Genomic DNA, 24192 nt, shown 5'->3' on the forward strand with positions numbered 1-24192 from the left:
GAACGTCTCAGTGAGTACCGAACCCGGTAAAACTGAGGAGTGATCCGCCGTGCGGAACAGCCAGCTCGCCCTCGTCGGAGCCGCCGTCGCCGCCTTCGCGCTCACCGCGTGCAGCGCGAACGACAAGGCGTCGACCGCCAACCCGGCGACCACCACCACGACCACGACCACCACGACCGCCCAGGCGATGGCCGACGGCGTCACCAAGACCACGGACGTCTTCGGCGCGGGCTGCGCCGGCGTCCCCCAGGACGCCAAGGACGAGGGCTCGCTGCAGGGCATGGCGGACGACCCGGTGGCGACCGCCGCGAGCAACAACCCGCTGCTGACCAAGCTGGTCGCGGCGGTCAAGGCGGCCAACCTGGTGGACACGCTCAACTCGCAGTCCGCCATCACGGTGTTCGCGCCGGCCGATCCGGCGTTCGCCGAGCTGGGTGACGCGAAGTTCACGGAACTGGCCGGTCAGCCGGAGACGCTGGGCAAGATCCTCCAGTTCCACGTGGTCGGCAAGCGCTACGACGCCGACGGCCTGCGCGCGGCCGGCACGGTCAAGGCGCTCACCGGGCAGGACCTGAAGGTCGAGGGCTCCGGCACGACCATGACGGTCAACGGCGCCCCGGTCCTGTGCGGGAACATCCCGACCAAGAACGCCACCGTCTTCGTGATCGGCAAGGTGCTCACGCCTCCCGCGGCGTGACCTGGAGCGGACCTCGTACGAGGTTCACTCGATGGTGGGGCGGCGCTGGAAAAACGGGCTGTCCACCGCCTGGGGCCGAGTGCGGCGCGTATCCACGCCCGCGCTCGGCCCCCTTTCGTTGCGGGGGGATGTTCCATGGGGGCGGACCAACATCAAGTAGTGCCGGGGACCGGTGTCCATCAACTTTGTGCATACGTTCACAAGCGGTACGGTGGGCGCATCACCCCGCTGGTGACGGTGCCCGGCGGGTCAATCGGTCGGATGTCGAGGAGAGCCAGCGTGGTGGATCGGCGGGGCGCGGGTGACGAGGTTGTGACCACCGCCGCCAAGAGAGCCGCCGACGCCTCCACCGAGTCCGCCGCCGACGTCCGCGAGCGCGCCCGCGCCATCCCGGAGGCCGCGGTCGCCCGCCTCGCCGTCTACCTGAGGGTGCTCTCCGGCCTGGCCGAGCAGGGCGTGACGACCATCTCCAGCGAGGAGCTGGCGGGCGCCGCCGGGGTCAACTCGGCGAAGCTCCGCAAGGACCTGTCCTACGTCGGCTCCTACGGCACGCGGGGCGTCGGCTACGACGTCGAGGTGCTCGTGAGCCACATCGAGCGCATCCTCGGGCTGACCCGGAAGCACTCCGTCGCGGTCGTCGGGATCGGTAATCTTGGTCACGCGCTGGCCAACTACGGCGGCTTCCCGAGCCGGGGTTTCCCGGTCGCCGCGCTGTTCGACATCGACCCGGACCTGACCGGAGTGCCGGTAGGTGGCATACCTGTCAACCACATCGACGACATCACGTCCGTCTGCGCCGAGCGCGAGGTCTCGATCGGGGTCATCGCGACGCCGCCGCAGGCCGCTCAAGCCGTCTGCGACCGTTTGGTATCCGCCGGAGTGCAGTGCATCCTGAACTTCGCACCCGTTGTGCTCCAAGTGCCGGACTACGTCGAGGTGCGGAAGGTCGACCTGGCGGTCGAGATGCAGATCCTGTCGTTCCACGTCGCGCGACGGGCTGACGAGGCCGCCGGTGACGTCGTCAACGGTGTCGGTGTGGACGGGGTGGTGATTCGCCCGTGATCGTGCGGGTTGTGAGCCAGGCGGCTCATCAGGACGTGATCCTGGTATGAGTGTCCTCGTCGTCGGACTTTCGCATCGCACCACCCCCGTTCCCGTGCTGGAACGCGTCGCCGTCGCCGACTCCGACCTGGGCAAGGTCCTCGACCAGCTGCTCGAGGCGCCCAGCGTGTCCGAGGCCGTGCTGCTGTCGACCTGCAACCGCGTCGAGGTGTACGCGGTCGTCGAGACCTTCCACGGCGGCATGAACGAGGTCGTCGAGGTGCTGGCCCACCAGGCCGCCGCCGAGCCCGCCGACCTGTTCGAGCACCTCTACGTGCACTACTCCGCCGCCGCCGTCGAGCACCTGTTCTCCGTCGCGGGCGGCCTGGACTCGATGGTCGTCGGCGAGGCCCAGATCCTCGGCCAGCTGCGCACCGCCTACAACCGCGCCGACGAGGCCGGCGTGGTCGGCCGCACCCTGCACGAGCTGGTCCAGCAGGCGCTGCGGGTCGGCAAGCGCGTGCACTCCGACACCGACATCGACCACGCCGGCGCGTCCGTGGTCTCCGAGGCCCTCTCCGACGCCGCGCGGGCGCTGGGCGGGCTCGCCGGCCGTCGCGCGCTGATCGTGGGCGCGGGCTCCATGGGCGGCCTGGCCGCCGCGCACCTGCGCCGCGCCGGCATCGGCGAGGTCGTGATCGCCAACCGGACCGCCGCCAACGGCGCCCGCCTGGCCGAGTCGCTGACCGCCGACGGCGTGCCCGCCCGCTCCACGGGCCTTGCCGACCTGACCACCGAGATCGCCCGCGCGGACGTGCTGTTCGCCTGCACCGGCTCGGTCGACACCGTCGTGGGCGCGGAGCTGATCGGCGACCGCGAACCCGGCCGTCCCCTGGTCGTGTGCGACCTGGGCCTGCCCAAGGACGTGGACCCGGCCGCCGCGCTGCTGTCCGGCGTGCGCGTGGTCGACCTGGAGACCCTCCAGCGCAGGCTCTCCGACGCCCCCGCGGGCCAGGGCGCGACCCGCGCCGCCGAGATCGTGGCCGAGGAGGTCCGCGGCTACCTGGCGGGCCAGCGCAAGGCCGAGGTCACGCCCACCGTGACGGCGCTGCGCAAGCGGGCCGCCGAGGTCGTGGACGCCGAGCTGCTGCGCCTGGACTCCCGGCTGCCGCAGCTGGACGGCGCGGTCCGCGACGAGCTGGCCAAGACCGTGCGGCGCGTGGTCGACAAGCTCCTGCACACCCCGACCGTGCGGGTCAAGGAGCTGGCCGCCGCGCCCGGCGGCGAGGGCTACGCCGACGCGCTGCGCGAGCTGTTCGGCCTCGACCCGCAGAAACCGGCCGCCGTCAGCACTCCCCTCTCGACGCAGAACCCGACGCAGACCAAAGGTGAGAAGCGGTGAACCGCACCCTGAGGATCGGCACGCGCGGCAGTGCCCTGGCACTCGCGCAGACCGGTCACGTGGCCGACGCGTTGCGCGCAGCGGGCGCCGACGTGGAGATCGTGACCATCTCGACCCCCGGCGACCGGTCGTCCGCGCCGATCGCCGAGATCGGCATCGGGGTGTTCACCTCGGCGCTGCGCGACGCGCTGGCGAACGGCGAGATCGACGTCGCCGTCCACTCCTACAAGGACCTGCCCACCGCTCGTGACCCGCGCCTGTCGCTGGCGGCCGTGCCCCCGCGCGAGGACCCGCGCGACGCGCTGGTCGCCCGGGACGGCCTGACCCTGGGCGAGCTGCCCGCCGGGTCCCGCGTCGGCACCGGCTCGCCCCGGCGGGCCGCCCAGCTCGAAGCCCTCGGGCTCGGCCTGGAGGTCGTGCCCCTGCGCGGCAACGTGGACACCCGCATCCGCAAGGTGCGCGACGGCGAGCTGGACGCCGTCGTGCTGGCCCGCGCGGGCATCGCGCGCCTGGGCCGCACCGCCGAGATCACCGAGACCCTGGAGCCCATCCAGATGCTCCCCGCGCCCGCCCAGGGCGCCCTCGCGGTGGAGTGCCGGGTCGACGACGTCGACACCGAGCACCTCCTCCAGTCCACTCTGGACGACTCGGCCAGTCGGGCCGCTGTCGCCGCCGAGCGCGCGCTGCTGGCCGCGCTCGAAGCTGGTTGCAGCGCGCCGGTCGGCGCACTGGCCGATGTGGTGGAAGACCTCGACGACCAGGGAGCGGTGGTCCACCGCCTGTCCCTGCGCGGGGTCATGGCGGCGGAGGACGGCGACCTCCTCCGTGCGTCCGCCACCGGTGACTTGACCGCAGCAGAGGAACTCGGCCGCGCGCTGGCCGCCGAGTTGCTCGACCTTTCCGGCCTCGCCGCTGCGCGGTCGGAAGGGCGTAGTTGATGGGGAGTGCCCTGATGACCCGCGCACGCAAGACCCCTGGCCGCGTCGCCTTCGTGGGTTCCGGCCCCGGCGACACCGGCCTGCTCACGGTCCGTGCCCGTGACCTGCTCGCCAAGGCCGAGCTGGTGGTGACGGACCCGGACGTGCCGTCCGAGGTGGTCGCCCTCGTACCGGACGGCGTCGAGACCCGCCCGGCGGTCGGCGACCCGGCCGACGTGGCGAAGGACCTGGTCGCCGAGGCGAAGAACGGCCACACCGTGGTCCGGCTGGTGGCGGGGGACCCGCTGACCCTGGACTCCGTGGTGAAGGAGGCGCACGCCGTCTCGAAGACCACCATCGCCTTCGACGTGGTGCCGGGCGTCCCGGCGGGCACGGCGGTGCCCGCGTACGCGGGCGTGGCGCTGGGTGCCGTCCACACCGAGGCCGACGTCCGGGGCGTCACCGACTGGGCGAGCCTGGCCGCCGCGCCCGGCACGCTGGTCCTGCACGCCACCGGCAGCCACCTGGCCGAGGCCGCGTCCTCGCTGGTCGAGCACGGCCTGGCCCCGCAGACCCCGGTCGCGGTGACCGCCGACGGCACCGGCTTCGGCCAGCGCACCGTCGACACCACCCTGGCCTCCCTCGCCGCCGACGCCGGCGACCTGGGCGGACCGCTCGTGGTGACGGTCGGCGCGGCCGTGGCGAACCGCGCGAAGCTGTCCTGGTGGGAGTCCCGCGCCCTGTACGGCTGGCGGGTGCTGGTGCCGCGCACCAAGGAGCAGGCGGGCGCGATGAGCGACCGGCTGCACTCGCACGGCGCGATCCCGGTGGAGGTGCCGACCATCTCGGTCGAGCCGCCCCGCTCGCCCGCGCAGATGGAGCGCTCGGTCAAGGGCCTGGTCGACGGCCGCTACCAGTGGGTGGTGTTCACCTCGACCAACGCCGTGCGCGCGGTGTGGGAGAAGTTCCGCGAGTTCGGCCTGGACGCGCGGGCGTTCTCCGGCGTGAAGATCGCGTGCGTCGGCGAGTCCACGGCGGCGAAGGTGCGCTCGTTCGGGATCATCCCCGAGCTGGTGCCCTCCGGCGAGCAGTCCTCCGAGGGCCTGCTGGCCGACTTCCCGCCCTACGACGACATCCTCGACCCGGTGGACCGCGTGCTGCTGCCGCGGGCCGACATCGCCACCGAGACCCTGGCGGCGGGCCTGCGCGAGCGCGGCTGGGAGATCGACGACGTGACGGCCTACCGGACCGTCCGGGCCGCCCCGCCGCCCGCCGACACGCGTGAGATGATCAAGTCCGGCGGGTTCGACGCGGTGTGCTTCACCTCGTCGTCCACGGTCCGGAACCTGGTCGGCATCGCCGGCAAGCCGCACGCCCGGACGCTGGTGGCGTGCATCGGCCCGCAGACGGCGGAGACCGCGCGCGAGTTCGGCCTCCGGGTGGACGTGCAGCCCGAGGACGCCAACGTGCCGGCCCTGGTCGACGCGCTGGCCCAGCACGCGGCCCGGCTCCGTGCTGAAGGCGCCTTGCCGCCGCCTCGCAAGACCAAGCGTTTGCGCCGCTCGTAAACAGCAATCGGTCGGGGCCACTTCGCGGTGGCCCCGATCGCGTTTCGTAGGGAGTGCCGCCCGTGTTCCCCGCCCACCGCCCCCGCCGGCTGCGCACCACGCCCGCCATGCGCCGCCTGGTCGCCGAGACCACCGTGCGCCCGCGCCAGCTCGTGCTGCCGATGTTCGTCAAGGAAGGCGCCGAGACGCCGGTCGAGATCGCGTCCATGCCCGGCGTCGTCCAGCACACCCGCGAGTCGCTGCGCAAAGCCGCCGTCGAGGCCGTCCAGGCGGGGGTCGGCGGCATCATGCTGTTCGGCGTCCCCAGCACCCGCGACGCCGTCGGCTCCGGCGCGACCGACCCGGACGGCATCCTCAACGTCGCCCTGCGCGACCTGCGCTCCGAGCTGGGCGACAGCACCGTGCTGATGTCGGACTGCTGCCTGGACGAGTTCACCGACCACGGCCACTGCGGCGTCCTCACCCCGACCGGCGAGGTCGACAACGACGCCACGCTGGAGGTCTACGGCGAGATGGCCGTGGCCCAGGCCCGCGCCGGCGCCCACGTCGTCGGCCCCAGCGGCATGATGGACGGCCAGATCGGGTTCATCCGGGCCGCGCTGGACGAGGCCGGGCTCACCGACACCGGCATCCTCGCCTACGCCGTCAAGTACGCCTCCGCGCTCTACGGCCCGTTCCGGGACGCGATCGAGTCGGCGCTCCAGGGCGACCGCAAGACCTACCAGCAGGACCCGGCCAACGCCCGCGAGGCGCTGCGCGAGGTCGAGCTGGACCTGGCGGAGGGCGCCGACATGGTCATGGTCAAGCCCGCCGGGCCCTACCTCGACGTGCTGGCGTCGGTCGCGCAGGTGTCGACCGTGCCGGTCGCGGCGTACCAGATCTCCGGCGAGTACGCGATGGTCGAGGCGGCCGCCCGCAACGGCTGGATCGAGCGCGAGCGGACCGTCCTGGAGACCCTGACGTCGATCCGCCGCGCGGGCGCGGACATCGTGCTCACCTACTGGGCGGTGGAGGCGGCGCGGTGGCTCGACCGGGAGTGACCCCGCCCCCGCGCTGGATCGACGTCTCGCGCTGGCTGTGGATCGGCAGTGCCGTCGTCGGCCTCGGCCGGTTCCTGGTGCAGCTGGCCGACCGGGAGATGCTGATCAGCGAGCTGCGCAAGCAGCAGCCCGCGCTGTCCCAGGACGAGCTCGACGCCGCCGCCAGTGGTGGGGTGGTGTTCGGCCTGCTCCTGGGCGGCTTGCTGGTGCTGGTGTACGCGCTGCTGGCCAACCGCATGGCCCAGGGCCGCAACTGGGCGCGGGTCGTGCTGACCGTGTTCGGCGCGGCCGGCGTGTTCCTGGGCGTGGTCCGGCTGATCGCCGTGGGCTCGGGCATGGCGGCGGCGTTCGGGCTGGTCATCCGGCCCGCGGACCTCGTGTTCGGGGCGATCACGATGGTCCTGGACTGCGCCGCGCTGGTCCTGATGTACCTGCCGTCGGTGTCGTCGCACTTCGCGGTGTCCCGGACGCCAGTTCGGGGAACCTGACGATCACAGCGTTGGGTCAGCGGTTCTGCACCACGGGTAGCTAACGGATTGTGATTTCAGGTCGACGCGGCGCGCACGGCCTTCTACGGTCCGCGCATGACCACTCCTCAGAACCCGTACGGCCAGGGTGGGCCGGGCGGCCCGCAGCAGCCGGGCGGTTACCCCCAGCAGGGCGGTTACCCGCAGCAGGGCGGGCACCCCCAGCAGGGTGGCTACCCGCAGCAGGGCGGCCCCCAGGGCGGGTACCCCCAGCAGGGCGGCTACGGCCAGCCCGGCGGGTACCCGCAGCAGCCCGGCTACCCGCCGGCCGCCCCGCCGCTCGCACCCCACGAGCTGCACCGCCCGCCGCGCCCGAAGTCCGTGGACATGGCCTTCCTGCTCTACATGATCCTCGCAGGCCTGGGCCTCCTGTCCGCGATCTTCAGCTTCCTGACCGCCAAGCAGACGGCCGAGCGGTTGGTGGAGCAGTTCCGCGAGGCCGGCCTCGACACGACGGGGATCGACACCGAGCCGTCCTACGGCGGTGCGATCGGCAACCTGGTCCTGCTCGCGGTGATGGTCGCCCTGGTGATCCTGATGCGCAACGGCCAGAACTGGGCGCGCATCGTGCTGACCGTCCTGAGCGGCATCTACCTCGTCATCTTCGGCCTGGCGGCCCTGATCAGCATCGGTCTGCTGTTCAGCCTGGGCGTCTTCGGCGTCATCCAGGGCCTGATCGTCCTGGTGAACATCGTCCTGACCATCGGCGCGCTGGTTTTCATGTTCCGGCCGGACGCCAACCACTACTTCAAGGCGAGCTGATCTCCCCAGCCGCCCGGTCACCGCGAGGCCGACGTCGACTTGTCGTGTCGCGTTTCCCGCCGATCACGCTTTTCGATCGGTGGGAAACGCGACACGACGAGCCGACCCTCGAGTCGGCCGAGCCGCGTGCCGGAGGCGCGCCATCGAACACAGCTGACCACCGCCTGTCGCGGTGGACAGCGACCTTGTCTGGTTCTAGCGTTCTTAATCGTGACCACGCCTCAGGATCCGGACGAGGATCGCCAGCAGATCCCTCCTCCTCCGCCGTTGAGCGAGTCGGAGCTGTCCGGGGTGTCGGCTGCCGACCGGCCCGCGGTGCCCCGCCAGGTGCGGATGTCGTTCTGGATGTTCGTCGCGAGCGCCGCCCTGTTCGCGCTCGGCGCCGTCTACGCGCTCACGCAGCGTGACCAGTTCGTCGAGGCGGTCCGGGCCACGCCCCAGGCGAAGGACCTCGCGCCGGACGCCATCGAGGCGGCGGCGACCGCCAGCTGGCTGTTCGCCGTCCTGCTGAACCTGGTGCTGGCCGGTCTCCTGGTGCTGTTCGCCTACCAGGCGCGGGCGGGCAAGGGGTGGGGGCGGGTCGGGCTGATCGTGCTGACCGCGATCGTCCTGCTGATCGTCCTGTTCGGGCCGTCGCTGCTCGGGCTGGTCGCCGGGTTGATCAGCGTGGTGGGCGTGGTGCTGTTGTACGTGCCGGACTCGAAGGTCTACTTCGACGCGGTGAAGCGGGCTCGGTGACCGGTCAACCGCCCGGGACCGCTCGGGCCGCGGTGGCGCTGTGGTACGCGCTCGCCGCGTTCGGCCTGGTCAACGTGGCGTACCTGTGGGTGCGGCGCGGTGCGCTGGTGGAGGTCGCGGCGCGCGAGGGGTTCGGCGGTGGCGCGGTGACGGCCCTGTTGTTGCAGCTCACGGCGGTGGCGGTGGTGTTCGGGGCGGGGTACGTGGTCTTCGGGCGGATGCTGCGGCTCGGGAAGCCGTGGGCCCGGCGCGCGGTGACCGCCGTGGCGTTGCTGCACGTGGTGTGGCTGCTGCTGTCCCGGTCGGCGTCGGCGAACCTGGTGGTGGTGCTGCTCATCGTCGCCGGATGTGTGCTCACCTGGCTGCGCGGTACGGCAGAGTGGGTGAAGCAGCACTAGCCCCGCGGAGCCGACCATGCCCGAGCCAGACCCGTTCGCCTCGCCGTTCCACCACGTCCGGCTGCCCGGCGAGCCCGAGCCGCCCGCCGGGTACGGCTACCTCGGGCCGATGCCCGGCGCGTCCGAGCCCAACCCGTACGCGGCGCCGGTCGAGGTGCCCGACCCCTACGCGGCGGCCAACCCGTACGCGGTGCCGGTGGCGTTCCCGTACGCGACGTCCGCGGCGGACGTGCACGTGAAGGCGTTCGAGCGGCCGGTCGCGCTGCTGGTGTCGTCGTGGAGCTGGCTCGCGGCGACGGTGCTGGTGGTGCTCGTGCTGCCCGCACTGTTCTTCCTGGACCCGGACGTGCACGCGGCCGAGCTGTACGACGAGTCGCAGGGCGGGCCGGACCCGATGAGCCGGGCCGAGGCGGAGATCGTCGCCCAGATCACCCCGATGTTCTTCGCGGCGGCCCTCGCCGTCGTGGCCGTCCCGTACGTCGTCGCGGCGGTCAAGCTGCGCGGCGGGCGGAACTGGCCGCGCGTGGTGCTGGCGGTGCTCGGCGGGTTCGGCGTGGTGTTCGGGCTGGGGATGCTGGCGGCGTTCTCGACCGGCGCGGTGGAGTACGTGAACTGGCTGGTGGGCACGGTGTGGGCGCTGCTGTTCCTCGCGGCCGTCCTGCTGGGCATAGTGGCCATGTTCGTCCCGCCGGCCAACGCCTACGTGAGAGCGGTGAGCGCCAGATGACCCAGCCGCCGTACGGCCAGTGGCAGCCCCAGGACCCGCAGCAGCCGTACCCCCAGCAGTACCCGCAGGCCGGGCAGGTCGAGCACGGGTTCCCCGCCATGCGCGGCGTCGACCAGTCGACCACGGGTGTCGTGCGACCCCCGGTGGTCGTGGCGGGGTTCGTGCTGTGGCTGCTGGCCGCGATGGCGTGGCCGGTGGGCACGGTGGTCCGGGTCGGCGTCGAGGAAGGCGCCTTCGAGGGCTTCGGGCCGATCATGTCGATGTTCGTGTCCCTCTGCCTGTTCGTCGGCGGGCTGTGGGGCGCGGTGGCGTTCTACGGCGGCAGCTACTACGCCCGGATCGCGCTGTGCGGCGGCTCGATGGTGATCGGCATCCTCGCGCTGGCGGCGGCCCTGGTCGCGGCCCGTGACGAGCTGGACGAGCCGCTGTCGTGGGCGGTCATCGTGGCGCGGCTGGTGCTGCCGGCCGCCGCCGCGGTGGTGAGCTTCCTGCCGGGCACCCGGCACTACTTCGCGGGGAACCTCGGCTAGTGGAGCAGCCCGTCCTGTACGCCGAGCCCGGCGCGTCCTGGTGGCCCCTGCTGTGGGGGCCGGTGTTCGTGCTGGTCGGCGTGGTCGTGGAGGCGGTCACCGGCGGCGTGTGGATCGCGCTGTGGGCGGTCGTCGGGTTCGTGCTGACCTGCTGCGCCGCGCTGTGGGTGGCCGGGCGGCGGCGCGTCTACGGGGTGCGGCTCACCCCGGTGTCGCTGCGCCTGGGCCAGGAGGAGCTGCCGACGCGGGACATCGCCGAGGTCGAGGGCGTCGAGCCGCGCGCGGGCGCGAAGGTGCTGGGTGGCGGGTGGACCGTGCCGCGCGGGACGAGCGAGGTGCCGATCCGGCTCGTCGACCAGACCGTGGTCACCGGGTGGGCGCGGGACCCCGACGCGCTGCGCGGGGCCGTCCACCGCCTGCTGTCGCACCGGACGTGAGAGGCTTCCCACCGTGACGACTGTTCCCGGGCTGCACCAGCCGAAGCGCGCGATCGTCGCGGGCGTCGAGGTGGTGGCCGTGGTGGCGCTGGCGTTCGCGGTCGTGTGGTGCTGGCACCGGGGTGTCCTGCGCTACAGCTACCCCGTCCCCGACCGCGCCCCGCTGGAGTCCACGCGGTACCTCGGCAACTGGATCGGCGCGGCGATCGGCCTGGCCACGCTGGGCGGCGTGCTGCTGCTCGACGCGGCCCGCCAGGTGCTGCTCGCGGTCCGTGCCCGTGGTCGGAAGCAGGCCGATCCGCCGGACGTGTGAGACTGGGGGGCGTGACTTCGACGCGATCCCAGGCGCTGTTCGAGCGCGCGGCGGCGGTTATCCCCGGTGGCGTCAACTCGCCGGTCCGGGCCTTCCACTCGGTGGGCGGCACGCCCCGGTTCATGGTGCGCGGCGAGGGCCCGCACCTGTGGGACGCCGACGGCAACCGGTACGTCGACCTGGTGTCCTCCTGGGGACCCATGATCCTTGGCCACGCCCACCCCGCGGTGGTGGAGGCGGTGCGGAAGGCGGCCGTGGACGGCCTGTCGTTCGGCACGCCCACCGAGGGCGAGATCGAGCTGGCCGAGGAGATCATCGACCGGGTTGGGCCGGTCAACCAGGTGCGGTTGGTCAACTCCGGCACCGAGGCCACCATGAGCGCCATCCGCCTGGCCCGCGGGTTCACCGGGCGGCGCAAGGTGGTGAAGTTCGCCGGCTGCTACCACGGGCACGTGGACGCGCTGCTCGCCCAGGCCGGGTCGGGCGTGGCCACGCTGGGCCTGCCGACCTCGCCGGGGGTCACCGGTGCGCAGGCCGCCGACACGATCGTGCTGCCGTACAACGACCTCGAAGCGGTGCGGAAGGCGTTCGCCGAGAACCCCGACGAGATCGCCTGCGTGATCACCGAGGCGGCGGCGGGCAACATGGGTGCCGTCGCCCCCAAGCACAACGCCGAGCTGCGCGAGCTGTGCCACGAGAACGGGGCGCTGCTGGTGATGGACGAGGTCATGACCGGGTTCCGCGTGTCCCGCTCGGGCTGGTTCGGGCTGGAGAACGTGCCCGGCGACCTCTACACGTTCGGCAAGGTCATGTCCGGCGGACTGCCCGCGGCGGCGTTCGGCGGGCGCGCGGAGATCATGGCCCGGCTCGCGCCCTCCGGTCCCGTGTACCAGGCCGGGACCCTGTCCGGTAACCCCGTGGCCGTGGCGGCGGGCCTCGCCACCCTGCGCAACGCGACCGACGACGTCTACCTGAAGCTGGACGCCAACGCGACCCGCCTGGGCGCCCTGTTCACGGCCGCGCTCACCGAAGCCGGCGTGCCGCACCGCGTCCAGTTCGCCGGGAATCTGGTCAGCGTGTTCTTCACCGAGGACGAGGTCACCGACTACGCCGGTGCCCAGGCCGCGCAGACCTGGCGCTTCCCCCCGTTCTTCCACGCCCTGCTGGAGCGCGGCGTGTACGCGCCACCCAGCGCCTTCGAGGCGTGGTTCGTCAACGCCGCCATGACCGAGGAGGACTTCGCGGTGATCGCGGACGCCCTGCCCCACGCCGCCCGCGCCGCCGCGCAGGCCACTTCGGGGGGCGAGAAGTGAGCCGCACGGTCGTCCACATGCTCCGCCACGGCGAGGTCCACAACCCGACCGGCATCCTCTACGGCCGCCTGCCCGGGTTCAAGCTGTCGGAACGCGGCCAGAAGCAGGCCCTGACCGTCGCGGAGCACTTGAGGGACCACGACATCGCGCACGTCGTGGCGTCCCCTTTGGACCGTGCACAGCAGACCGCCGCCCCGATCGCCGACTCCCACCGCCTGGAGCTGGCCACCGACGAGCGGCTGATCGAGGCGGACAACCAGTTCGAGGGCCTGAAGGTCGCCGTCGGGGACGGTGCGCTGCGGTCCCCGAAGCACTGGCCGAAGCTGATCAACCCGTTCCGGCCGTCGTGGGGCGAGCCGTACCTGGAGATCGCCCACCGGATGCTCGGCGCCGTGCAGCGGGCGCGGTTGGCGGCGGAGGGCCACGAGGCCGTGTGCGTCTCGCACCAGCTGCCGATCTGGACGCTGCGCCGGTTCCTCGAGGGCAAGCGCATGTGGCACGACCCCCGGCGGCGCGAGTGCTCGCTGGCGTCGTTGACCAGCCTGGTGTTCGAGGGCGAGGAACTGGTTCGCGTGGTGTACACCGAGCCGGTGGGCGCGACGAACCCCAGGGTGACCGGGGCATGAAGCGGTGGGTGGTCGGCCTGGTCGGCTTGCTGGTCCTGGCGGGGTGCTCGACCGGCGACGACGCCGTGGTCGCCGGGTCGGACTTCCAACTGGTCGCCCCCGCGGGCCAGGTCCGGATCCGGTACGACGCCGGCGACCGGAAGGTCGTGCGCGGCCTGAGCGGACCGGACGTGCGCGACGGCGCGAAGACCGTGAACCTGGACGACTACGCGGGCAAGGTCGTGGTCGTCAACATCTGGGGTTCGTGGTGCCCGCCGTGCCGGACCGAGGCCCCCGAGCTTCAGAAGGTCCAGGACGAGCTGGGCGCGGACGCGGTGCAGGTGCTCGGCGTGGCGGTGAAGGAGAGCTCGACGGAGGGGCCGCGCGACTTCCTGGCCAACCGGGGGTTGAAGTACCCGTCGATCTACGACGAGTCGGGCCGGTCGATCCTGGTGTTCAAGGGGCTGCCACCCAATGCCGTGCCTTCGACGTTCGTGCTGGACAAGCAGCACCGGGTGGCGGCCGTGTTCCTGGTGGGCGTGATCGCGTCCGACATCACGCCGATCGTGAAGGAGCTGTCGGCGGAGTAAGCGGAGTAACACGCGTGAGTCGCGTGCCACACCGGCTTTCGGTGCGTCTCAAGCGCGGGCGTGCGCCAGGCGCGATGCGCGTTCGAGCTTGCGAGGGTGGAGCGCGTCCGGGTTGGACCCGCGAAGCGGGGGCTTGAGAGCGGAGCGTTGCTCTTCAAAGATCAAGAGCGCCTCGCCGGCGGGCAGGCCGCCAAGGATGACGAAAGAAAAGGCTTGGGCTTCTTGCTTGTGCCATCCCCGTACGGCCTGGCGGAGCCAGCCACGCCCTTCGGGCAGGCCATACGGGGATGACACAAGCAAGAAGCCCAAGCCGGGGAGTGCCGCGCGGCAGCCGGGGGAAAAGCCCGAGTGTGCGGTTGGGCGGTTGGTGGTGTGGCTGGGTGGGTGTTAGCGCAGGGCGGGGATCTTGGTCTTGAAGGCGTTGATCATCGCTTCTCGGCCGATCAGGTTGAACTCGCGCCCCAGCGTCCGCATGATCGAGTTTTCCGTGGGGCGGTAGAGGCCGTAGCGGTAGTAGCGGCTGCCCTCGTACGCGCCGACCGTGCCGCCGTCCGGAGAGGTCTGGCCCAGGTACTTCGACCACTTCTGCCCGGTCGGGTCGTTGGTGGCGTTGGGCTCGGTCGGGTCGCCGCCGGCGTAACGGTCGTACGGGTAGTCGTACTCGTCCGCAAGCCCGCCGATGGAGTGGCCGAGCTCGTGCACCGCGATCTGGCCGGCCTGGTCATTGGCCCCTGCCGCCGTGGCGATGCCGCCGCCTGCCCCGCCGTACTTGGCCGTGTTGCCCAGGGCGATGATCTGGTCGGCCTGCGGCGCAAGTGCGCCGTACTGGCCTGCCTTGGTCTGGTTCACGCACAGCAAGCGCTCGGTGTTGACGTCCCGGCCCTGGCACCAGAAGCCCATGTCCAGTGCCGTGTCGCGGGCGGTGCCCAGGCTGGGGTCGTTGTCCACGCCGGACTCCGCGCTGACGACGTTGACCTGCCAGACGTTGAAGTACTGCTTGTAGGACTTGAACGGCTCCACGGCCGACAGTTCCGCCCACTTGCTCACCACGTGCTCGTGGTAGGTCGCCAGCTCCGCCTGCGTGTAGCCGTCGCCCACGAAGACCAGGTCGAAGCGCTGGTCGGGGGCGCCGGTCTCCTGGATGGCCACGACGTCCGCCGCCAGGACACCCGGGTCGGCTCTGGTCTCCAGCACGCGCGGCACGGCGACCTGGGTGATGCTGCCGTCCGGGGAGAACACCTCCCGCCACTCCACGGGGGTCTGCGCCGCGCCACCGGGTGCGGGGGCGGTGACGGCGGCTAGTGCGACGGCCAGCACGGGCAGGGTGAGCCGGTGAACTCGCATGTTGTGACGCTATGAAGCCGGTCACTCACTCACAAGGGTGGAAAGGCGGGTTTAACCGATAGGGGAACGGGGAAAGGCCCCTATCGGCGTGACGGGGGTCATCACTAAGGGCAGCCGGTGGGCACGGGGTCGTCGGGGCTCCTTACCCTGGTTGGCGTGAACCCGACCGATCTCGCCACCTCCGGCCCGTTGGTGCTGGCCACGGGTGTGGCGGCGCTGGCCGGGGCGATCTCGTTCGCGTCTCCCTGCGTGGTGCCGCTGGTGCCCGGTTACCTGGCCTACCTGGCCGGGTTGGTGGGTGCCGAGGCGCCGGCCGTGACCGATGGGGAAGGGCGCAAGGCGGGGCGGTGGCGGGTCGCGGGAGCGGCCGGGTTGTTCGTGCTCGGGTTCACGGTCGTGTTCGCGCTCACGTCGTTCGTGGTGCTCGGGTTGAGCACCGCCCTCTACTTCAACGCCGACACGCTCCAGCGCATCGGTGGCGTGATCACGATCGCGATGGGACTCGTCTTCATCGGACTGGTGCCCGCCCTCCAGAAAGACATCCGGCTGCACCGCACACCGCGCGGCGGGCTGATCGGCGCGCCGCTGCTGGGTGGCGTGTTCGCGCTCGGGTGGACGCCGTGCGTGGGACCGACGCTGTCCGGGGTGCTCGCCCTGGCGCGCGGCACCGAGGTCGGGTCGGCCACCGGGCGCGGTGTGGTGCTGGTGCTGGCCTACTGCCTGGGCCTGGGGTTGCCGTTCGTGCTGATCGCGCTGGGCGCGCGGTGGGCGGTGCGGGTCACCGGGTGGTTGCGCACGCACGTCCGCCAGGTGCAGGTGTTCGGCGGGGTGCTGCTGATCGCGGTGGGCGTGGCGCTGGTGACCGGGCTGTGGGGCGAGTTCGTGTTCTGGCTGCGGGACGCCGTGGTCACCGACGTGGAACTGCCGTTGTAGTGAAAGCGTTCCTGGCGTTCCTGCGCAACACGTGGCGCGGTCTCACCGCGATGCGCACCGCGCTGACCCTGCTGTTCCTGCTGGCGCTGGGCGCGATGCCCGGCGCGCTGCTGCCGCAACGGTCCCTCAACGCGCAGAAGGTCACCGAGTACATCGCGGAGAAGGGCTGGTGGGGCCGGTTCCTCGACCGCCTCCAGTTCTTCGACGTCTACGCCAGCTACTGGTTCTCCGCGGTCTACGTGCTGCTGTTCGTGTCGCTGGTCGGCTGCCTGCTGCCGCGCACGTGGGAGTACTTCAAGCAGATGCGGGCCAAGCCCGTGCTGACCCCGCGCAACCTCGCCCGCCTGCCGCACCACGCGACCGGCGAGACGTCCGAGAGCCCCGAAGACGTTGTGGCGCGGGCGAAGCAGCGGCTCGGGGGGTGGCGGCTGGTCGAGCGCGAGGAGGCCGACGGGGCGCGCAGCGTCAGCGCCGAGCGCGGCTACCTGCGCGAGACCGGCAACCTGGTCTTCCACTTCTCCCTGCTGGGCCTGCTGATCGCGTTCGCGCTGGGCAAGATGGTCGGCTACGAGGGGCAGGTGATCGTCCAGTCGCAGGGCGGTCAGTTCTGCAACTCCGGCGTGTTCAACTTCGACAGCTTCCGGCCCGGCCTGCGCGTCGACGGCACCCAGCTGTCCCCGTTCTGCGTGCGGGTCAACGACTTCCACGCCACCTACCTGCACAACGGGCAGGCGCAGAGCTACCGCGCGGACATCGACTACCAGTCCGGCGAGGACCTCGACACCGGCACCTGGCGGCCGTACCCGCTGGAGGTCAACAGCCCGCTGCGCACCGCCGGCGACCGCGTCTACCTCCTGGGCCACGGCTACACCCCGATCTTCACGGTCACCTTCCCCAACGGCGAGGAGCGCACCGGCGTCACCCAGTGGCGCCCGGTCAACACCGTCACCCTCGCCTCCGAGGGCGCGACGAAGTTCGACCCGCCCGGCATCACCGACGCCGAGCAGCGCCGCAAGAACCAGCTCGCCATCACCGGGCTGCTCGCGCCCACGGCCGCGTTCCGGGGCGAGCTGCTGGACTCGGTGTTCCCCGAGGCGCGCGACCCGGCGGTGGCGATCGACGTCTACCGGGGTGACCTGGGCACGGACTCCGGGCGCGGCCAGTCGATCTTCTCCATCGACCCGAAGCAGGTCGAGGACGGCAAGCTGGTCAAGGTCGCCCGCCAGAACCTCCGCAAGGGCGAGGAGCTGACCCTCGACGACGGCACGCGGATCCGGTTCGAGGGCGTGAAGGACTGGGTGTCGCTCCAGGTGTCGCACGACCCCACCCAGGTGTGGGTGCTGGTGTTCTCGGTGCTGGTGATCCTGGGCCTGGGCGTGTCGCTGAGCGTGAAGCGCCGCCGCGTGTGGGTCCGGGCGACCCCGGGACCGGACGGGCGTACGGTTGTCGAGGTCGGCGGGCTCGCGCGCACCGACCAGGCCGGGTACGGCGAGGAGTTCGGCTCGCTCGCGCGTGACGTGCTGGAGAGGGAGAAGTGATGCCGGTCAACGAGACGCTGTCGACCTACAGCGACTGGACCTACGGTGCGGCCGTCTCCGTGTACTTCTTCGCGGCCGTGTTCTACCTGTGCGAGGCGGCTTTCGGGCGCGCGAAGACCAAGCAACTGGTCGGTGCGGGCGCTCCGGTCGCGGGCACCGCCGAGGACGGCACGTGGACGCCGGGTCTGGTGGTCCGCGAGGAACGGTCCCGCGCCGAGAAGCTCGGGCGCATGGGCGCGGCGCTGACCGTGTTGGGCGCGCTGCTCCAGCTGTCCTCCTTGGTGCTGCGCGGTATCGCCACCGAGCGCGCCCCGTGGGGCAACATGTACGAGTACGGCTCGCTGCTGACGTTCGCCGCCGTGGCGACGTGGCTGGTGCTGATGCGCAAGTTCCCGGTGCGCAAGCTCGGCGGGTTCGTGCTCGTGCCGATCGTCATCCTGATGTTCCTCGGCGGCACCGTCCTGTACGCCGAGGCCGCGCCCGTGCAGCCGGCGCTCCAGTCGTACTGGCTCGTGGTGCACGTGTCGGTGATCTCGGTGTCCAGCGGCATCCTGCTGGTCCCCGGCGTGGCCAGCGTGCTGTACCTGCTGAAGTCCTCCGGCCGTTCGCGCTTCTACCGGCTTCCGGACGCCGACGTGCTGGACCGGGTCGCCTACCGCAGCACGGTGTTCGCGTTCCCGCTGTTCACCATCGGCATCATCTGCGGCGCGATCTGGGCCGAGGCGGCGTGGGGCCGGTTCTGGGGCTGGGACCCCAAGGAGACGGTGGCGTTCGTGTGCTGGGTGGTCTACGCGGCCTACCTGCACGCCCGCGCGACCGCCGGGTGGCGCGGCCGTCCCGCCGCGTGGATCAACGCGTTGGGCTTCGCGCTCAACGTGTTCAACCTGTTCTTCATCAACCTGGTCACGACTGGATTGCACTCTTACGCGGGTGTCGGCTGACCGGCGTACCCGATGTCGTGGAACCGGTGCGGGCCGACTACCGTCGAACCCTGAGGTCGGGGGAGGCTCGATCCGCTTTGCGCAGGGAGGACCCCAGCGGTGACCGGTCGCTACGAGAGTCCTGAGTCGTCGTGGCAGCCGCCGTCGGGCGCGGAAGGGCAGCAGCCCAACCCGAACCAGTCCGGTGGTTACCAGGTCGAGCCGGGGTCGGGTGCCCACTACGTCGATCCCACCACCGCCTACATCGAGCCGGCCCAGGGCACGCCGTCCGGGTCGTACCAGGTCGGCAACCACAGCGGGCAGTACCAGGTGGGCAACCAGTCGGGGCCCTACCAGGTCGGGAACCAGTCGGGTCCGTACCAGGTCGGCAACCAGTCCGGTCCGTACCAGGTCGGCAACCAGTCCGGTCCCTACCCGGTGGGCAGCCAGTCCGGGCCGTACACCGTGGCCGGGCAGTCGGGGCCGCACCAGTTCCAGGGGCCGTTCCCGAACAACTTCCCGCAGAACATCCAGCCCCAGCAGCAGCAACCGCCGCAGCCGCAGCGCCCGCAGCAGGCCACCGCGCACGAGGTGTCCTCGCAGCAGCTGATCAAGCGCGCGAAGCGGCCACCGCAGTCGGGCTGGCGCAAGACCGTGCACGCCATGACCGGCGGCCTGGTGAACCTGGGCGAGAGCCCGGCGGACGTGCGGCGGCGCGAGCTGATCGCCCGCATCAACCAGCCGCTGCGCGGGTGCTACAAGATCGCGATGCTGAGCCTCAAGGGCGGCGTCGGCAAGACCACCACGACCACCACGCTCGGCTCGACGTTCTCGTCGCTGCGCGGTGACCGGGTGATCGCCGTGGACGCCAACCCCGACCGCGGCACGCTCGCGCTGAAGGTCCCGCGGGAGACCACCGCGACCGTCCGGCACCTGCTGCGCGACGCGGCCCGCATCACCAAGTACAGCGACGTCCGCGCCTACACCTCGCAGTCGCCCAGCCGCCTGGAGATCCTCGCCTCCGAGCAGGACCCGGCCGTGTCCGAGGCGTTCAGCGACCAGGACTACCTGCGCACGGTCGCGCTGCTCGAGCTCTTCTACAACATCGTCCTCACCGACTGCGGCACCGGCCTGATGCACTCGGCGATGAAGGGCGTGCTGGACCAGGCCGACTCGCTGGTGCTGGTGTCGTCGGGCTCGGTGGACGGCGCCCAGACCTCCGCGGCCACCCTGGACTGGCTGGAGGCCCACGGCTACCGCGACCTGGTCGCCAAGTCCGTCGCCGTGATCAACTCGGTCCGGCCCGGCTCGGGCAAGGTCGACCTGGACAAGCTCGCCGCGCACTTCGCGCAGCGCTGCCGGGCCGTCGTGCGCATCCCGTTCGACGCCCACCTGGAGGAGGGCGCGGAGATCGAGCTGGACAAGCTCGGCCCGGAGACCCGCCTGGCGCTGCTGGAGCTCGCCGCGACCGTCGCCGACGACTTCCCGCACAAGGTCACCTGAGCAGGCACGAAGAGGGGCCTCCCGCGCGGGAGGCCCCTCTTCGACGTGCGGTCACTCCTCGTCCGGACGCTTCTTCTTCGCCTGCTCGCCCAGCTTGCGCAAGAACTCCGGGTCGTCGTCCGGTGCGATCACACGGCGGCTGGGGGCGGAGTCGACCCGATCCGGCCCGAACGCGCGCCACAGCAGCACGGCGATGGTCAGCGCACCGATGAGCGCGAGCACGTAGAGCATGGTCGCCACCTCCTTTGCCACGAGGTTACCCGTGTCACCGAGGTGAACGGACTCAGTGCCGCACCGGTTCGGTCGCCTCGGTGGTCAACTGCGAGAGCAGGGCCTGGACTTCGGACTCCCGGAACCGGCGGTGCCCGCCCGGGGTGCGGATGGAGCCGATCCGGCCGGCGGTCGCCCACCGGGTCACGGTCTTGGGGTCGACGCGGAACAGACTGGCCACCTCGCCCGGCGTGAGCAGCCGTTCCCCCTGGTGTCCCTGCGTGACGGTCACGGTCTTCCTCCCCGATGCCGAACAGACGTACCGGACGCATCGTGGCATCCCGGCCTTCGGGTACTCGAACACTTGGGTGATGGTAAAGAGGTAGTAAGGGACGAAGTGGGCGGTTCGGACATCGGCACCGGTACCCCTACGCTAGGCCCGGTGGACGCACTTGATCGCCAGATCATCGCCGCGCTGCGCGAGAACGGCCGAGCCACCTACGCCGACCTCGGGCGCAAGGTCGGCCTGTCCGCCTCCGCCGTGCACGAGCGGGTCGGCAAACTGGAGGCCACCGGCGTCATCGTCGGCTACCACGCCGTGGTCGACCCGAGCGCGGTCGGCCTGGGGGTGACGGCCCTCATCGGCATCCACCCCACCGACACCGCCGACGACGACGAGCTGGCCGTGGCGCTGGCCGAACTGGTCGAGGTCGAGAGCTGCTACCGGGTCGCGGGCGACGAGTCGTTCATCGTGAAGGTGCGGGTGGCCACCGTGGACGACCTGGAGCGGTCGCTGGGCAGGCTGCGGCGCATCCCGGGCGTGGCGCGCACGCGGACCACGGTGGTGCTGTCCACGCGCTTCGAGGGCCGTCCCAACACCGCGGCCGCCGACGGCGGCGCGTAGCCTGGGTAACCGTGCAACACCTGGGTCGTGATGTGACGCTGTACGTCGGCGCGCGGTTGGGCATGGTCGCCGCGGTCACGGTGGTCCTGGTCCTGCTCAACGTGCCGTTGCTGGTCGCCCTGGCCGTGGGCGTGGTCGTCGCCCTGCCGCTGTCGTTGTTCCTGTTCAAGGGCCTGCGCGTGCGCGTCGCGCGCGGCCTGGAGGAGAAGCAGGCCGTTCGCCGGGCCGAGCGCGAGAAGCTCCGCGCCCAGCTGCGCGGCGAGGGGTAAAACCGGTGGTCTTCGCCGGGCGGGCTCGCTAGGGTTCCGGCGACCGTGACTCGACCTTCGGAGGTGAGACCCATGAACGCTGTTGCGATGTTGGGTGCTCCCCTCGTCGTCACGGTCGGGCGACTGACGTAGGGGTCGCTGGGAGCGCCTTCGACGAGGCATTCCCGAAAGGCGACCACCATGAGCACTTCACGCTTCACCGCGGGCGCCCCCGCGGTGGAGATCATCCGGGTCGGACCGGGCCTGTGGCACGCGCTGGACGACGACCGCGTGGCCGGTCACGGCGAGGCCACCACCCGCCCGGACGGCCGGGTCTCCCTCACCGTCGACGCCTGGCACCGCCCGGTCTTCGACCAGCTCGCCCGCACGATGCTCGCCGACCTCCCCGGCCCGCTGCACACCGTGGTCGACGGCGCCGACCACGAGCTGCTGGCCGCGTGGCAGGCGGCGGGCCTGGCCTTCGGGCGGCGCGAGTGGGACTACGTCCTGCCCACCACCGCCGTCCCCGCTCTCCCTCCGGCCGGCGTCACGCTCCAGCCCTCGGCGCACGAGGTCGTGGCGGTCGAGGGCGGCGAGCGCGTCGGCGAGATCCGGGTGGTCCGGGTGCGCGTGGACCGGATCGACCTGGTCACCGTCGTCCCCACCCACCGCCGCCGCGGCATCGCCCGCGCCCTGGTGACCCACGCCCTGGGCGTGCTGCACCAGGCGGGGGTCGAGCGGGCGTACGCCCGGGTGGACGAGGCCGACCCGGCGGCGACGGCGTTGTTCGAGGGCTTCGGCGACCGGACGACCAGCACCGTGGAGTTGGTGCGCGATGGCCGGTAAGAGCGGTATCGAGGTCGAGGGGGTCGTGGTCGAGTGCCTGCGTGACGCGCGGTTCAAGGTCGAACTGCCGAACGGTCACCACGTGCTCGCCCACATAAGCGGCAAGATCAGGAAGAACTTCATCAAGATCGTGCCGTACGACCGGGTCCTGGTCGAGGTCAGCCCGTACGACCTGACCCGGGGCCGCATCCTGTTCCGCTACCGGACCTAGGGTCCACCGGGTGGTCGGCCGTTCCGCCGGGAACGGCCGACCACTAGACCACCAGGAGGAAGATCCCGCCGAGGTTGGCCAGGACCATCACGACGAGCACGGCGGAGACCCGCCTGCTCTCCCGCAGCCGCAGCCCCAGCGCGAGCACCCCGATCGGCAGCAGCGCCTTGCGGACGCGGGCCACCCGGAGCGCGCCGAACGCCACCCCCAGCGGGGACAGCCCGGCTTCGGCGGCCCCGAGCACGTCGGCCCGCCACTGTTCGAGGTAGCGCGCCCGCGAGTCCCGGGGCAGCAGGGCAGCGGCGCAGGTCACGAGGAGAAGGGCGAGTCGAGTCATCGTGCGGCCTCCGGTCCGGGTTTCGGCAAAGCCCGCTTTGCCGTCGACTTCTTGCGCGCGAGCACCTTGACCGCTTCGCGTGCTCCTTCGCTGGTGAGCACGTACATCCGCCGCCGAGGCCCGCGCCGATCGACGTCGTCGTCCCACGAGGACGTGACCCACCCGGCTCGTTCCAGCCGGTCGAGCAGGGGGTAGACGCTGCCGGAGGGTCGTCCGGTCAGCTTGATGATCTCCAGTCCCCACCGCGGCCGGTCCCCGTCGAGCAGGACGGCGAGCACGTCCACCGTGGCCGCGCCGACGCGTTCCAACGGTTCCACGCGCCTTAGCCTACCTATGTAGATTAGGGTTCCGCTACCCCCTGCCGCTCAACGGTCACCGACCCGGCTACGGCGGGCAGCCACCGCACCGAGCGCACGGCGAGCGCCACCGGCACACCCACCACGGCCACCACCGCGCCGGCGACGAGCACGCTGCTGGTGCCGACGCGCTCGGCCACGGGCCCGGCCAGCGCCATGCCCACGGGTGCAGCGGCCAGACCGACGACGGTGGAGAAACCGGTGGCTCGCGCGACGAGGTCGGCGGGCACGTGCACCAACCGGGCCGTGTCGGTGAACACCGCGTAGAGCGCGGACTGCACCCCGGCGGGGACCGCGGCGGCAGCGAGCACCGGCACCGGCGCACCGGCCGCGAGCAGCACCAACAGCGGAGCCAGGGCCACGGGGATCGTGACAGCGACCCGCAGCGGATACTGCGGCCGCCACCGCAGGGCGAGGGCGCTGCCCAGCAGCGCGCCGACGGCATAGCCGTTGCCGATGAGCGCCCACGCCAGCGGACCGCCCAGGTGTTCGTCGGCGATGATCGGTCCGAGGACCAGGAACGGGGAGATGCAGACACCGTTGATCACGGCGACCTGCACCGTGGTGGCCTGCAACCAGGGGCGGGCGCGGAAGTCCCGCCACCCGTGCCGCAAGGCGTCGAGCAGCGCCGGTCGGGCCGGCAGCGGCTTGTCCGGCACGCGCAGCGTGACCAGCGCGAAGGCGCTGACGGCGAACGTGGCCGCGTCGACCGCGAAGGACACGCCCGCGCCGACGGTGGCCACCAGCGCCGCCGACACCACCGGGCCGACGAGCGTCGCGGCGTGCTGGGACGCGTTCACCAGGGCGTTGGCCTGGCCGCGCCGCGCCTCGGGCACCACGTCGGCGACCAGGCCCGCCGCGGCGGGCGCGAAGAACGCGGTCGCCGCCCCCGCCACCGCCTGCACCACGGCCAAGTGCCACAGGGCCGCGGTCCCGGTGATCAGGAGGAGTGCCGTCAGCGCCTGTGCGGCACAGCGGACGACATCGGCGGCGACCATGACCGCCCGGCGCGAGATGAGGTCACCAGCCAGCCCACCGGCGATCGTGAGCACGACGACCGGCAAGCGACCGGCGAGCAGCACCAGCCCGACCTCGGTCGGCGACGCCCCGAGCCGCAACGCGCCGAACAGCAGCGCGATGGAGATCAGGCCGTCACCGAGGTGGGACGAGGTCCGGGCGATGAAGTAGCGGCGGAACGACGGGTCGCGCAGCAGTGGGGTCACCGCACGAAAGTGCC

General features: G+C 71.8%; 31 protein-coding genes. 25 read left to right on the forward strand and 6 right to left on the reverse strand.

Annotated features, from left to right (window positions below; all coding sequences use genetic code 11):
* The first annotated feature begins 49 nt into the window (after positions 1 to 49).
* The 17 genes from DFJ66_RS25920 (at position 50) to DFJ66_RS26000 (ending at position 13605) form a co-directional block, all read left to right on the forward strand.
* Positions 50 to 697 carry a fasciclin domain-containing protein gene (locus DFJ66_RS25920; protein WP_121224641.1) on the forward strand — a complete coding sequence of 216 codons (648 nt, stop codon included), beginning with the start codon at positions 50 to 52 and terminating at the stop codon, positions 695 to 697.
* A gap of 279 nt (positions 698 to 976) precedes the next feature.
* On the forward strand, positions 977 to 1759 hold the full coding sequence (locus DFJ66_RS25925; RefSeq protein ID WP_246029910.1) for a redox-sensing transcriptional repressor Rex: 783 nt from the start codon (positions 977 to 979) through the stop codon (positions 1757 to 1759).
* Between the two features lie 46 nt (positions 1760 to 1805).
* Positions 1806 to 3140, forward strand: a complete 1335-nt coding sequence (locus tag DFJ66_RS25930) for a glutamyl-tRNA reductase (protein ID WP_121224645.1) — start codon at positions 1806 to 1808, stop codon at positions 3138 to 3140.
* Positions 3137 to 4078: a hydroxymethylbilane synthase gene (gene hemC, locus DFJ66_RS25935; RefSeq protein ID WP_121224647.1), complete on the forward strand. Its 942-nt coding sequence runs from the start codon at positions 3137 to 3139 to the stop codon at positions 4076 to 4078. Before DFJ66_RS25930 ends, hemC begins: the two co-directional genes overlap by 4 nt.
* Before the next feature lie 14 nt (positions 4079 to 4092).
* Positions 4093 to 5625, forward strand: coding sequence for a bifunctional uroporphyrinogen-III C-methyltransferase/uroporphyrinogen-III synthase (locus DFJ66_RS25940; RefSeq protein WP_121224650.1), 1533 nt, complete (start codon positions 4093 to 4095; stop codon positions 5623 to 5625).
* A 62-nt stretch (positions 5626 to 5687) separates the two neighbouring features.
* Positions 5688 to 6665 carry a porphobilinogen synthase gene (hemB, locus tag DFJ66_RS25945; protein ID WP_121224652.1) on the forward strand — a complete coding sequence of 326 codons (978 nt, stop codon included), beginning with the start codon at positions 5688 to 5690 and terminating at the stop codon, positions 6663 to 6665.
* Positions 6647 to 7153: a hypothetical protein gene (locus DFJ66_RS25950; protein ID WP_147459363.1), complete on the forward strand. Its 507-nt coding sequence runs from the start codon at positions 6647 to 6649 to the stop codon at positions 7151 to 7153. Before hemB ends, DFJ66_RS25950 begins: the two co-directional genes overlap by 19 nt.
* A 96-nt stretch (positions 7154 to 7249) precedes the next feature.
* On the forward strand, positions 7250 to 7954 hold the full coding sequence (locus tag DFJ66_RS43615; RefSeq protein WP_211351329.1) for a hypothetical protein: 705 nt from the start codon (positions 7250 to 7252) through the stop codon (positions 7952 to 7954).
* A 210-nt stretch (positions 7955 to 8164) separates the two neighbouring features.
* Positions 8165 to 8692 (forward strand): hypothetical protein, encoded by a 528-nt coding sequence (locus DFJ66_RS25960; RefSeq protein WP_147459364.1) that lies wholly within the window; start codon positions 8165 to 8167, stop codon positions 8690 to 8692.
* A complete protein-coding gene (locus DFJ66_RS25965; protein ID WP_121224659.1) occupies positions 8689 to 9090 on the forward strand; it encodes a hypothetical protein in 402 nt (133 codons plus the stop codon). The genes DFJ66_RS25960 and DFJ66_RS25965 overlap by 4 nt, the downstream gene beginning before the upstream one ends.
* 16 nt (positions 9091 to 9106) lie before the next feature.
* Complete coding sequence (locus DFJ66_RS25970) at positions 9107 to 9817, forward strand: hypothetical protein (RefSeq protein ID WP_121224661.1); 711 nt, start codon at positions 9107 to 9109, stop codon at positions 9815 to 9817.
* Positions 9814 to 10347, forward strand: a complete 534-nt coding sequence (locus DFJ66_RS25975; RefSeq protein ID WP_121224663.1) for a hypothetical protein — start codon at positions 9814 to 9816, stop codon at positions 10345 to 10347. Before DFJ66_RS25970 ends, DFJ66_RS25975 begins: the two co-directional genes overlap by 4 nt.
* Entirely contained in the window at positions 10347 to 10784 is a 438-nt protein-coding gene (locus DFJ66_RS25980) for a DUF3093 family protein (RefSeq protein ID WP_121224665.1), read from the forward strand. The genes DFJ66_RS25975 and DFJ66_RS25980 overlap by 1 nt, the downstream gene beginning before the upstream one ends.
* 13 nt (positions 10785 to 10797) lie before the next feature.
* Entirely contained in the window at positions 10798 to 11097 is a 300-nt protein-coding gene (locus DFJ66_RS25985; protein ID WP_121224667.1) for a hypothetical protein, read from the forward strand.
* 11 nt (positions 11098 to 11108) lie between these two features.
* On the forward strand, positions 11109 to 12410 hold the full coding sequence (gene hemL / locus DFJ66_RS25990) for a glutamate-1-semialdehyde 2,1-aminomutase (RefSeq protein ID WP_121224669.1): 1302 nt from the start codon (positions 11109 to 11111) through the stop codon (positions 12408 to 12410).
* 17 nt (positions 12411 to 12427) lie between these two features.
* Positions 12428 to 13036: a histidine phosphatase family protein gene (locus DFJ66_RS25995; RefSeq protein WP_121231762.1), complete on the forward strand. Its 609-nt coding sequence runs from the start codon at positions 12428 to 12430 to the stop codon at positions 13034 to 13036.
* Positions 13033 to 13605, forward strand: coding sequence for a TlpA disulfide reductase family protein (locus DFJ66_RS26000; protein ID WP_121224671.1), 573 nt, complete (start codon positions 13033 to 13035; stop codon positions 13603 to 13605). The genes DFJ66_RS25995 and DFJ66_RS26000 overlap by 4 nt, the downstream gene beginning before the upstream one ends.
* A 387-nt stretch (positions 13606 to 13992) precedes the next feature.
* Here the strand turns inward: DFJ66_RS26000 and DFJ66_RS26005 are convergent, their stop codons facing one another.
* Positions 13993 to 14949, reverse strand: a complete 957-nt coding sequence (locus DFJ66_RS26005) for a M64 family metallopeptidase (protein WP_121224673.1) — start codon at positions 14947 to 14949, stop codon at positions 13993 to 13995.
* Positions 14950 to 15105: 156 nt separating this feature from the next.
* Here DFJ66_RS26005 and DFJ66_RS26010 point away from each other — a divergent pair, with 156 nt between their 5' ends.
* The 4 genes from DFJ66_RS26010 to DFJ66_RS26025 all read left to right on the forward strand — a co-directional run bounded on the left by DFJ66_RS26010 (position 15106) and on the right by DFJ66_RS26025 (position 19843).
* The gene (locus DFJ66_RS26010; protein ID WP_121224675.1) at positions 15106 to 15882 is read left to right on the forward strand and encodes a cytochrome c biogenesis CcdA family protein; all 777 of its coding nucleotides are present in this window, start codon (positions 15106 to 15108) and stop codon (positions 15880 to 15882) included.
* Between the two features lie 50 nt (positions 15883 to 15932).
* Positions 15933 to 17420, forward strand: coding sequence for a cytochrome c biogenesis protein ResB (resB, locus tag DFJ66_RS26015; protein WP_121231764.1), 1488 nt, complete (start codon positions 15933 to 15935; stop codon positions 17418 to 17420).
* Positions 17420 to 18361 (forward strand): c-type cytochrome biogenesis protein CcsB, encoded by a 942-nt coding sequence (gene ccsB / locus DFJ66_RS26020; protein WP_121224677.1) that lies wholly within the window; start codon positions 17420 to 17422, stop codon positions 18359 to 18361. The genes resB and ccsB overlap by 1 nt, the downstream gene beginning before the upstream one ends.
* Before the next feature lie 99 nt (positions 18362 to 18460).
* Positions 18461 to 19843 carry a MinD/ParA family ATP-binding protein gene (locus DFJ66_RS26025; protein ID WP_121224679.1) on the forward strand — a complete coding sequence of 461 codons (1383 nt, stop codon included), beginning with the start codon at positions 18461 to 18463 and terminating at the stop codon, positions 19841 to 19843.
* A 51-nt stretch (positions 19844 to 19894) separates the two neighbouring features.
* Here DFJ66_RS26025 and DFJ66_RS26030 read toward each other — a convergent pair whose 3' ends face one another.
* Both DFJ66_RS26030 and DFJ66_RS26035 read right to left on the reverse strand, forming a co-directional pair.
* The gene (locus DFJ66_RS26030) at positions 19895 to 20074 is read right to left on the reverse strand and encodes a hypothetical protein (RefSeq protein ID WP_121231766.1); all 180 of its coding nucleotides are present in this window, start codon (positions 20072 to 20074) and stop codon (positions 19895 to 19897) included.
* A gap of 52 nt (positions 20075 to 20126) precedes the next feature.
* Positions 20127 to 20345 (reverse strand): BldC family transcriptional regulator, encoded by a 219-nt coding sequence (locus tag DFJ66_RS26035; protein ID WP_121224681.1) that lies wholly within the window; start codon positions 20343 to 20345, stop codon positions 20127 to 20129.
* A 150-nt stretch (positions 20346 to 20495) separates the two neighbouring features.
* Between DFJ66_RS26035 and DFJ66_RS26040 the strand changes: the two genes are divergently transcribed.
* From DFJ66_RS26040 to infA, 4 genes are all read left to right on the forward strand, one after another.
* Complete coding sequence (locus DFJ66_RS26040; protein ID WP_121224684.1) at positions 20496 to 20957, forward strand: Lrp/AsnC family transcriptional regulator; 462 nt, start codon at positions 20496 to 20498, stop codon at positions 20955 to 20957.
* Between the two features lie 11 nt (positions 20958 to 20968).
* Complete coding sequence (locus DFJ66_RS26045) at positions 20969 to 21226, forward strand: DUF4229 domain-containing protein (protein WP_281276641.1); 258 nt, start codon at positions 20969 to 20971, stop codon at positions 21224 to 21226.
* Positions 21227 to 21406: 180 nt separating this feature from the next.
* Entirely contained in the window at positions 21407 to 22051 is a 645-nt protein-coding gene (locus DFJ66_RS26050; protein WP_121224688.1) for a GNAT family N-acetyltransferase, read from the forward strand.
* Positions 22041 to 22262, forward strand: a complete 222-nt coding sequence (gene infA / locus DFJ66_RS26055; RefSeq protein WP_121224690.1) for a translation initiation factor IF-1 — start codon at positions 22041 to 22043, stop codon at positions 22260 to 22262. Before DFJ66_RS26050 ends, infA begins: the two co-directional genes overlap by 11 nt.
* Before the next feature lie 43 nt (positions 22263 to 22305).
* Here the strand turns inward: infA and DFJ66_RS26060 are convergent, their stop codons facing one another.
* From DFJ66_RS26060 to DFJ66_RS26070, 3 genes are read right to left on the reverse strand one after another with little or no spacing between them, the layout of a single operon-like run.
* Positions 22306 to 22599 (reverse strand): hypothetical protein, encoded by a 294-nt coding sequence (locus DFJ66_RS26060; RefSeq protein ID WP_147459365.1) that lies wholly within the window; start codon positions 22597 to 22599, stop codon positions 22306 to 22308.
* Positions 22596 to 22916, reverse strand: a complete 321-nt coding sequence (locus DFJ66_RS26065; RefSeq protein ID WP_121224694.1) for a PadR family transcriptional regulator — start codon at positions 22914 to 22916, stop codon at positions 22596 to 22598. The genes DFJ66_RS26060 and DFJ66_RS26065 overlap by 4 nt, the downstream gene beginning before the upstream one ends.
* 23 nt (positions 22917 to 22939) lie before the next feature.
* Positions 22940 to 24178, reverse strand: a complete 1239-nt coding sequence (locus tag DFJ66_RS26070) for an MFS transporter (RefSeq protein ID WP_170199664.1) — start codon at positions 24176 to 24178, stop codon at positions 22940 to 22942.
* Positions 24179 to 24192 lie beyond the last annotated feature (14 nt).

The sequence above is a fragment of the Saccharothrix variisporea genome (genome assembly GCF_003634995.1).
Taxonomy (GTDB): domain Bacteria; phylum Actinomycetota; class Actinomycetes; order Mycobacteriales; family Pseudonocardiaceae; genus Actinosynnema; species Actinosynnema variisporeum.

What these genes read in the sequence shown, in the direction of transcription:
- resB (WP_121231764.1), top strand. Translation starts at nt 15,933, where the DNA reads ATGCGCACCGCGCTGACCCTGCTGTTCCTGCTGGCGCTGGGCGCGATG.
- DFJ66_RS26050 (WP_121224688.1), top strand. Translation starts at nt 21,407, where the DNA reads ATGAGCACTTCACGCTTCACCGCGGGCGCCCCCGCGGTGGAGATCATC.
- DFJ66_RS25940 (WP_121224650.1), top strand. Translation starts at nt 4,093, where the DNA reads ATGACCCGCGCACGCAAGACCCCTGGCCGCGTCGCCTTCGTGGGTTCC.
- ccsB (WP_121224677.1), top strand. Translation starts at nt 17,420, where the DNA reads ATGCCGGTCAACGAGACGCTGTCGACCTACAGCGACTGGACCTACGGT.
- DFJ66_RS25995 (WP_121231762.1), top strand. Translation starts at nt 12,428, where the DNA reads ATGCTCCGCCACGGCGAGGTCCACAACCCGACCGGCATCCTCTACGGC.
- DFJ66_RS25930 (WP_121224645.1), top strand. Translation starts at nt 1,806, where the DNA reads ATGAGTGTCCTCGTCGTCGGACTTTCGCATCGCACCACCCCCGTTCCC.
- DFJ66_RS25970 (WP_121224661.1), top strand. Translation starts at nt 9,107, where the DNA reads ATGCCCGAGCCAGACCCGTTCGCCTCGCCGTTCCACCACGTCCGGCTG.
- infA (WP_121224690.1), top strand. Translation starts at nt 22,041, where the DNA reads ATGGCCGGTAAGAGCGGTATCGAGGTCGAGGGGGTCGTGGTCGAGTGC.
- DFJ66_RS26060 (WP_147459365.1), bottom strand. Translation starts at nt 22,599, where the DNA reads ATGACTCGACTCGCCCTTCTCCTCGTGACCTGCGCCGCTGCCCTGCTG.
- DFJ66_RS26005 (WP_121224673.1), bottom strand. Translation starts at nt 14,949, where the DNA reads ATGCGAGTTCACCGGCTCACCCTGCCCGTGCTGGCCGTCGCACTAGCC.
- DFJ66_RS26030 (WP_121231766.1), bottom strand. Translation starts at nt 20,074, where the DNA reads ATGCTCTACGTGCTCGCGCTCATCGGTGCGCTGACCATCGCCGTGCTG.
- DFJ66_RS26000 (WP_121224671.1), top strand. Translation starts at nt 13,033, where the DNA reads ATGAAGCGGTGGGTGGTCGGCCTGGTCGGCTTGCTGGTCCTGGCGGGG.
- DFJ66_RS43615 (WP_211351329.1), top strand. Translation starts at nt 7,250, where the DNA reads ATGACCACTCCTCAGAACCCGTACGGCCAGGGTGGGCCGGGCGGCCCG.
- DFJ66_RS25975 (WP_121224663.1), top strand. Translation starts at nt 9,814, where the DNA reads ATGACCCAGCCGCCGTACGGCCAGTGGCAGCCCCAGGACCCGCAGCAG.